The 8,284-nt window shown below is 66.3% G+C and carries 8 protein-coding genes; 6 read left to right on the top strand and 2 right to left on the bottom strand.

What is annotated here, in order from left to right:
- Positions 1 to 85: 85 nt before the first annotated feature.
- Positions 86 to 1,282 carry an oxidoreductase gene (locus tag B1790_RS18870; RefSeq protein ID WP_079924778.1) on the top strand — a complete coding sequence of 399 codons (1,197 nt, stop codon included), beginning with the start codon at positions 86 to 88 and terminating at the stop codon, positions 1,280 to 1,282.
- A 40-nt stretch (positions 1,283 to 1,322) separates the two neighbouring features.
- Entirely contained in the window at positions 1,323 to 1,775 is a 453-nt protein-coding gene (locus B1790_RS18875) for an SRPBCC family protein (RefSeq protein ID WP_079924779.1), read from the top strand.
- 13 nt (positions 1,776 to 1,788) lie between these two features.
- On the opposite strand, the gene B1790_RS18880 is transcribed toward B1790_RS18875, so the two are convergent.
- Positions 1,789 to 2,433, bottom strand: a complete 645-nt coding sequence (locus B1790_RS18880; protein WP_158083842.1) for a TetR/AcrR family transcriptional regulator — start codon at positions 2,431 to 2,433, stop codon at positions 1,789 to 1,791.
- 137 nt (positions 2,434 to 2,570) lie between these two features.
- Here B1790_RS18880 and B1790_RS18885 point away from each other — a divergent pair, with 137 nt between their 5' ends.
- Complete coding sequence (locus B1790_RS18885; protein WP_079924781.1) at positions 2,571 to 3,860, top strand: CdaR family transcriptional regulator; 1,290 nt, start codon at positions 2,571 to 2,573, stop codon at positions 3,858 to 3,860.
- Here B1790_RS18885 and B1790_RS18890 read toward each other — a convergent pair.
- Positions 3,847 to 5,136 carry a cytochrome P450 gene (locus B1790_RS18890; protein WP_079924782.1) on the bottom strand — a complete coding sequence of 430 codons (1,290 nt, stop codon included), beginning with the start codon at positions 5,134 to 5,136 and terminating at the stop codon, positions 3,847 to 3,849. The genes B1790_RS18885 and B1790_RS18890 overlap by 14 nt on opposite strands.
- Before the next feature lie 147 nt (positions 5,137 to 5,283).
- Here B1790_RS18890 and B1790_RS18895 point away from each other — a divergent pair, with 147 nt between their 5' ends.
- From B1790_RS18895 to B1790_RS18905, 3 genes are all read left to right on the top strand, one after another.
- Positions 5,284 to 6,258 carry a fumarylacetoacetate hydrolase family protein gene (locus B1790_RS18895; RefSeq protein WP_079924783.1) on the top strand — a complete coding sequence of 325 codons (975 nt, stop codon included), beginning with the start codon at positions 5,284 to 5,286 and terminating at the stop codon, positions 6,256 to 6,258.
- Positions 6,258 to 6,908 carry a VOC family protein gene (locus tag B1790_RS18900; protein WP_079924784.1) on the top strand — a complete coding sequence of 217 codons (651 nt, stop codon included), beginning with the start codon at positions 6,258 to 6,260 and terminating at the stop codon, positions 6,906 to 6,908. The genes B1790_RS18895 and B1790_RS18900 overlap by 1 nt, the downstream gene beginning before the upstream one ends.
- Positions 6,909 to 6,911: 3 nt before the next feature.
- Positions 6,912 to 8,284: FAD-dependent monooxygenase (locus B1790_RS18905; protein ID WP_079924814.1), on the top strand; the 1,373-nt coding region annotated here is incomplete at its 3' end.

Here is an 8,284-nt window from a genome sequence, read left to right on the forward strand (position 1 = left end):
ACAGTAGCCGTTGAGACAGTGTCATTGACACGAAGTCAATCAAGTTCGTAGAGTCGACCTACCGCCACCACCCCGAGGAGATCGAATGACCACAGTCGACGCCACGACGACCGAAACCGCCGACGACGTGCTCGACCGGGTGGGTGCGTTGCAACCGTTGATCCGCCACCATGCGGCGCAGAACGAGCGTGACCGCAAGGTTTCCGACGAAGTCATCGATGCGCTGAAGGGCGCCGGCGCGTTCCGGCTCGCCGCGCCGCGGCGGTTCGGTGGGCTCGAGGCAGGACTGCGCGCCATGCTCGACCTGTCCGCCGTGATCGCCGAGGCTGACGGTGGAACGTCCTGGGTGACGACGCTTTCCAACATCAACGCCTGGTCCACCTGCCTCTTCGACCAGGCTGCCGTCGACGAGATCTACGCCAGCGGCCCCGACACCATCCTCTCGGGGGTGGTGTCCCCCGGCGGTACGGCACGCAAGGTGCCCGGCGGTTACGTGATCAACGGAGAGTGGCCGTACGCCTCGGCAAGCCTGCACGCCGACTGGGTGTCCGGTGGCGTGTGGGAGGTCGACGAGGACGGCGACGAGATCGACCAGTGCATGGTCGTCATGCCCATCGCCGACGTCCAGATCAAGGACACCTGGTACGTCGCCGGCATGCGCGCCTCGGGCAGCAACACCATCGTCGCCGAAGACGTCTTCGTGCCCGAACACCGTCTCAGCTCGATGCTCCCCGTTGCCTCGGGCGGCTACCTGGAGCACTACCCGGACAACCCGTTCTACCGGTCGGCCTTCGCGCCCATGCTGGTGCTCGTCCTCGTCGGCCCGCAACTCGGGTTCGGCCGCGCCGCTCTTGAAGTCGCACTGGCGAAGGCCTCGACCAAGGCGTTGGCCTACACGAACATCGAACGGCAATCCGATTCGGTTGCCTTTCAGTTACTCGTTGCCGACGCGGCAACGAAGATCGACACAGCCCACCTGCATGCCTATCGCGCCGCCGAAGACGTCGAGCGGTACGCCCAGCAGGGCGTCTATCCGGACTTCTCGGCGCGGGCCCGGGTCCGTGCCGACTCCGCGGTGGCGTTGACGAGCATCAACTCCGCCGTCAACACCCTCCTGAACGCCTGCGGCGCAGGCAGTTTCGCCGAGGTGAACCCCATGCAACGCATCTGGCGCGACTCCAACGTCGGACAGCGGCACGCGGTCATGCTCCCCCAGGTCTCGATGGAGACCTACGGAAAGGCGTTGCTTGGCAGGACCGACCACATCACCGCCATCCTCTGATGCACGCCCGCAGCCAACCGACCACCAACGGAGTCAACCGATGCCCGAGATAACCACGTCCCGAGAAATCGACGCACCCCAGGCACTCGTCTGGTCGGTGGTGTCCAATCCGCAGCGTTTCGCCGACTGGAACACCCTGCACAGCAGATGGGACGAAGAACCGCCCGCCGAGCTGGTCAAGGGCACCCGACTCGTCGACGTGGTGAAGATCAAGGGCATCGTCGACACGATCGACTTCACCACCGACGACGTCCGCGACCCCGGGTTCGTGTCCTTGTCGGGCAATGGCAGTACGGGGTCCTCGGTGGTGCTCGAGTTCACGGTGGACGATCATGCCGCCGACCGTTCCCTGGTGACCTTGCACATCGTCTTCACGAGTTCGGTGCTGTTTGGCCCCCTCGGCAAGGTGGTCGAGCGCGCATTTCGCAAGGAACTCAACGCCTCGCTCGAGAAGCTCGACCACGTCGTCACCGGTGAACCACCTCGCAGGTGATTCAACTCGACGATCAGGTGTCGACTTCCTGCAGCGCGCCCTCGACTCCGATCGCCGGATCGAGTCGGATCGCCTCGCGGACAATCGAAGCCGTCATGCCTACCATCCACTCGACCATGTCGTCCACTCCGAAGGGCTGCCCATTGTCCAGCCAGAAGATGGTTGCTTCGTCCATGGCGCTGACGGCGGCTCGCCCCGCCATTCGCACGGCGGGGCGTCGGGAGTCGACGCCAAACAGGTCGGCTGTTGCCTCCACCGCTCGCCATCGGGCCGCCTCGAAGACCTCCCACGCCTCCGGGTCGGCTCCGCGCCCGCCCAGGATCAGGCGCAAGGCCAGCCCGCGGTGAGTGGCGAGAAAGCGCAAGTGCGAGGCGATTGCGTGGCGTATCTGCTCGGCCGGTGCCAACTCGGGTTTGAAGACGAAGGCGACTTCCAGTTCCTCTGCAGCTCCGCGCATCGCCTCGAGGTAGATGCCGCGCTTGCTTCCGAAGTAGTGAAAGAGCAGCCCATGTGCGACACCGGCGGCCTTGGCGATGTCACTGACCGCAACGTCGTCGTAGGTCTGGTCGGAGAAGATCTGGACGGCGGCGTCCACGATCCGCGCACGGGTCTCAGCGGCTTGCTGAGCCCGCGCGGTCGGCTTCTTCGACGTCACCATCGCACCCCCCTTCGTCGTCCAACGCGTGACCACCGCGGACCAGTGGGCCGCAGCCATCATAAGTCAACGACCGACGGTCAACGGCGAAACGACCTGCGGCCGACCATCGCCACGACAGCCAGGGCGGTCGGGGTGTCATGACACGGCGTCCCTGGCTTGCCGATCTCAAACCCTCTGACGATCAACCACTTTCGGCCGTCTCACTGCTACCCGACCGCGCCGGAGATCTGGCCTCGCTCCTCGGACCGGGGCCGGCGGGTTGGGCGGTCGAACTGGGCATGACGATGGCCGACCGCATCACCTCGGCGATCCCGGAACTCGCGGCCGACGCGGTGGCCGTCGAGGTGCGAAGGGGGTGCGAGGCGGTGGCGTTGGGTGCGCTTGCCGCTCTGGTCGGCGACACGGACGAGCCCTTCGCCGCGATGCCTGAAGTGCTGACGGGGCCGGCGGAAGTGGTGGCGCGCGGGATCGGCATCGAGCACATGCTGCGCAGCATCCACCTCGCGCACGCCACGGCCACCGAGGTGCTGCTCGACGCGGCGGCCCGCGTGATCCCCGCGTCGCAGCGCTTCGAAGAGATGCGGCACATCAGCGAACTCCTCTTCGGCGTGGTCGAAGTCGTGAACGAGCGGATGTCGAGCGAGTACGCCCGCGCACACGAGGCTTGGCTGACCAGTTCGACGGCCTTGCGCATGGAGACCGTCGAAAACATCCTGTCGGGCAACGAGATTCCGCTGGCACGAGCATCTCGCACGCTTGGTTACGACTTGAGTCGCTGGCACCTCGCGGTGATCGTTGGGACGGGGGGCAGCGCTCCTGCAGACCCGACGCATTTGCGGCACGCCGCGGACGCCGTGCTGGGCGCGGCGGGCTGCGCGTCGACCCTCGTATTGCCGGTCGGCGCCCAACGGGTGTGGGCGTGGGGGTCCCGTACCGCCCACCCACCGGTGCCGTCCAACGCGGACTCGGTGGTGGTACCGCCGAACGTGCGGGTGGCGACCGGGGTGGCCGGCAGCGGCCTCGACGGGTTCCGGCGCAGCCATCAACAGGCCGGCCACGCCGCCCGTATCGGTGCGTCGCCGACTGGCGCGCCGCTGCTGCACTACGTCGACGTCGACCTCGTCGCGATGCTCAGCGCAGACATGACCGCAGCCGGTGAGTTCGTCGCGCGCGAACTCGGCGCGCTGGCGGGTCCCGGCGAGTCGGCGGCCATGATGCGTCACACCCTCAAGTGCTATCTCGATCGCGATCGCAGTCTGGCCCGTGCCGCAGCCCACCTTCACGTGGCCCGCAACACCGTCGCCTATCGCGTACACCGCGCCGAGGAGCTGAGGGGCCGGCCGGCCACCGAGCGCCGTCTGCAGCTACACGCCGCACTCACCCTCGCACAGGATCTCGGCGACGCCGTCCTGCCTAGTCAAGCCTGACTGGCAGCGTCGACCATCCGCGCAGCACGCGGGTGTCGCGCCGCCGTCCGCTGCCCGCGAGCGTCGCCGTGGGGTGACGTGCGAAGAAGGTGCGCAAGCCGACCTCGCCCTCGGCCCTTGCCAGTGCGGCACCAAGACAAAAATGTCTGCCACCGGAAAAGGACAGGTGTCTGCCCGCATTGTCACGGGTGACGTCGAAGCGGTGCGGGTCGGGAAACACGGCGGGGTCGCGGTTGGCGCCGGCAAGGTAGAGCACGACCGGCTCGCCCGCGGTGACCGTCTGGCCCGCCACGTCGGCGTCGACGTCGGCGATGCGCGCGGTCAACTGGACCGGTGACTCCAACCGCAAGATCTCGTCGACGGCGTTCGGCCACCGGTCGGGTTCGGCCAGCAGCAGCTCGAGCTGTTCGGGGTGTTCGAGCAACAACCGGATGCCGCTGCCCAGAAGGTTCACCGTGGTCTCGAATCCCGCGGCCAACACCAGACCTGCAGTCGCCACGAGCTCCTCGTCGTCGAGGTGAACGCCGTCGTCGCTGGCTGCGACGAGTTGACTCATCAGGTCATCCCCCGGTGCCGTGCGAAGGCCCCGGATGTGATCTTCGAGCCATGTGGTGAAGCGTTGCAAGCCCTCCTCGACGCGCAGATATTGCGTCCACGACAACCCGACGTCCAGGCTGGGCGCGGCGAGTTCACCGAACTGCAGAATCTTGGACCGGTCACGCTCGGGCACTCCGAGGATGTCTCCGATCACCGTCACCGGCAGCTGAGAGCAGTAGCGGTCGACGACGTCGACGGTTTGGCCACCGTCGAGATCGGCGATCAGCGACACAGCTGCCGTCTCCACCCGTTCCCTCAGCGCGGCAACCGCTTTCACCGTGAACACCGACGAGACGGTCTTTCGGTACCGGGTGTGCTCGGGTGGCTCGACCGACAGCAGCGACGGCGGCAGCAGTGGATGCATCCGCCCCCCGACCCTCGTGCGACGTTCCAGCCACCGCAGAGGCCCCGGCAGGTTTCGGCCGATGGCGGTCACCGAGAAGTCGTTGGATCGCAGCAGGCGGTGCGCTGTCTCGTGGTCGGCGGTCAACCACGCTGCGCGGCCGCGAACGAGGGTGCCGAGCTCGCGCAACTCGTCGGCGAACGCACCGGGATCGGCCCGCACCGCGAGATCGGCGATCATCCTCGCCTGCGGATCGCCGCGGCGCGCTCCCGCCGACGCGACCGCACGGATGACGCCGTGCAACGCCAGCCAATGCGCACGCTGTCGGACTGTCATGGGACGAGCCTAAACACTCCGCGACCGCCGCAATTGGTATCTCAGCCCAAGCGGACCGCCCCGATTTTGGGCTTCGAACCAAGCATTGCGATGGTCATCCGGCCTTGACTGAAGGTGTCTCGCACACCGGCAATCAAAGGAGATTCGGTGGTCACCCACCTCATTCGCTACCGCCACGAACAACACGTCGGGTGGGGTGTCCTCAGTGGCGGCGCCATCTCGCCTCTTGACGGAACCTATACGCGCACCGCAGATCTCATCGAGGGCGGCGAGTCGGATTGGCGCTCGGCCGCGACGAAGGTCGGCAACCTTCGGTTGGATGACGTGGAGGCGCTCTCGCCGATCACCACCCCATGCCGGGTGATGTGTCAGGGCGCCAACTATCGCCAGCATGCGATCGAGTCCGGCATGAACCCCGACGAGCGGGCGTTCAACCTGTTCTTCGACAAGACCGACGCCACCATCACCGGACCGGATGCCCCGGTCGTCCGGCCGGCCCATGTCGCGTTGCTCGACTACGAAATCGAGCTGGCCCTGGTGATGCGCCAAGACGTCGGTACGCCGACCACGATCACGCCGGAGAACCTGCACGAGTACGTCTTCGGGGTCACCATCGCCAACGACCTCTCCGCCCGTGACGTGCAACTCCCTCAAGGTCAATTCCTCAAGGGCAAGAGCTACCGCGGGTTCTGCCCCACCGGACCGGTGCTGGCCGTGCTGGAACCCGAGGACGTTCCCCTGCTCGACGACCTCGACTTGCGGCTCGACGTCAATGGCGAGCCACGCCAAGGCGACAACACCGCCAACATGCTCTACCGCCCTGCCGAGACGCTGACGGAGCTGACCGAATTCTGCAATCTCAGCCCGGGTGACGTGCTGCTCACCGGTACCCCGCACGGATGTGTCGCCACCTCGCCACCACCCCTGGTGCGTCGGCTGGCCACCGCGCTGCTTCCCGAGGACAAGCTTTGGGCGTCGTTCATCACGATGAACAAGCGCAAGCCGTATCTGAAACCCGGCGACGTGGTCAACGCGTCGATCCGCAGCGCCGACGGTGCACTCGACCTTGGCGTTCAACGGACCACCATCACCGAACCATCTTCCGAGAAGGGAGCCGTCTGATGCCGACCGACGAGACGACGTCCGCAGCCGACCTCGACCAGTTGCCCGACCGTGTGGTGCCCGCGTTCATCGCCCACTGGGTGGTCAAGACCGCCCGCAGCGCGGAGATGATCGACTGGTACGGGCACGTGTTCGGCGCCCGCGTCGTCCACGAGGACGGCCAAATCGCCTTTCTCACCTGGGATCACGAGAGTCACCGTCTCGCGCTTGTCAAACTTCCACCACCCCTGCGTCATGTCTTTCCGTTGGCTCGACTGCGACGGAAGACCTACGGCATCGACCATCTGGCGTTCACCTTTCCCTCGCTGAGGCAGCTGCTGCTGACCTACGAGCGCCTGAAAGATGTTGGCATCAAGCCCGTCTGGTCCATCAACCACGGCCCGACCACCAGCCTCTATTACGAAGACCCCGAGGGTATCCGCCTCGAGTTTCAGGTCGAGAACTTCCCCACCGCCCAGGAAACGGCCGACTACTTCAACAGCCAGGAGTTCGCCGACAACCCGATCGGCGTCAACACCGACCCGGACTACCTCCTGGAACGATTGCGCGCCGGCGCGGAGGAAGTCGACCTGCTGCGCCGAGGCGCGGGCACTCGTCCGGGGACCACACAGCGAGCCAACAAGCGCACCCTCACGTGGAAGACTCTGTGAGACATGACGACTGAACCCGTGGTCATCGTGGGCGCGGGTGCTGCCGGCTGCACGTTGGCGCTGCTGCTGGCCCGCTACGGCATCCCCAGTACCATCGTCGACCACCGCACCGAGGCCAGACTGCATCCCGCCGCCCACGTCGTGAACGCACGCACGCTCGAGATCTGGAATCAGGCGTCCCCCAACCTGATCCGCGCACTCGTGGCGATGACCCCGGCCATCGACACGGTGAACCTCATTCGATGGTGCACCGACGTCCGTGCCACCCCGTTGGGCGAGATCGACTTGCTCTCCGAACCGGATCGGCTTGCCGAAGTTCAAGGACACAGCCCGTTCCTGATTTCCCACATCGGTCAGCATCTGCTCATGCCCGCTCTGTGGGAAGCACTCGACGACGAGGGGTTGATCGACTTCCGCCGCGGTTGGCGCGCCGACCTCGACGCGGGCACTCTCGTGCTCAAGCCGCCAGGGGCAGCGCCCACCACCGAGGCGGCCCAGTACGTCGTCGCCGCCGACGGGGCCAACAGCTCCTTGCGCGACGCCGCCAGGATTGCCATGGAGGGACCAGTCCTGGCCAACATGGGCAGTGTCTTCTTCCACGCACCCAACCTCTACCCGGAGGGCGACGCCCGTCCCTTGTTGAGCTGGATCTATCACCCCCGCTTCAGCGGAGTGATGATCGCCCACGCCGACGACGACTACGTGCTGATGACGCCGTACCTGCACCCGGCACAATCCATCGCGCGGGACAGCGAGAACTACTGGAATCGGCAGCTACCCAACGTCATCGGGGCGACCGACTACCAGATCCGTTCGACCGGAACCTGGACCATGACCTCGCAAATGGCCACCACGTTTCGGCGAGGACCGCTGCTGTTGATCGGCGATGCCGCACACCGGTTCCCGCACACGGGCGGATTCGGTCTCAACAGCGGCGTCCAGGATGCTCACAACCTGGCCTGGAAGCTGGCGGCCGTGCTGGACTCGGGCGCACCGGACTCGCTGCTCGACACCTACGAGATTGAACGCAGAGCAGTGGTCACGCGGTTCGCCGAGCAGAGCACGACCAACCACTTCAAGCTGGACGAGGTCACCGCGCCACTGGGTATCACCAACCGCTCGCTGCACCAGGCCACCGAGTTCATGGCCAAGCCGTGGCTGTCGAGGCTTCCCGACCGCGTCATGGCCACCGCCGCCGACGGCCTCACCCGTGCGCAGACCTCTCGCACGAAGCGGCTGTTGCGGGACGACGCGCGGGGTCGGCGCCTGAGGCGACGCATGGCCGAGACCATCCCCGGCCAACTGGAACACTTCGTCGCCAGTGGTTTGGAATTCGGCTACGCGTACGTCAGTCCGCTGATCGACACCGGTGTCGA

This window comes from Mycobacterium sp. AT1 (genome assembly GCF_002043095.1).
Taxonomy (GTDB): Bacteria; Actinomycetota; Actinomycetes; order Mycobacteriales; family Mycobacteriaceae; genus Mycobacterium.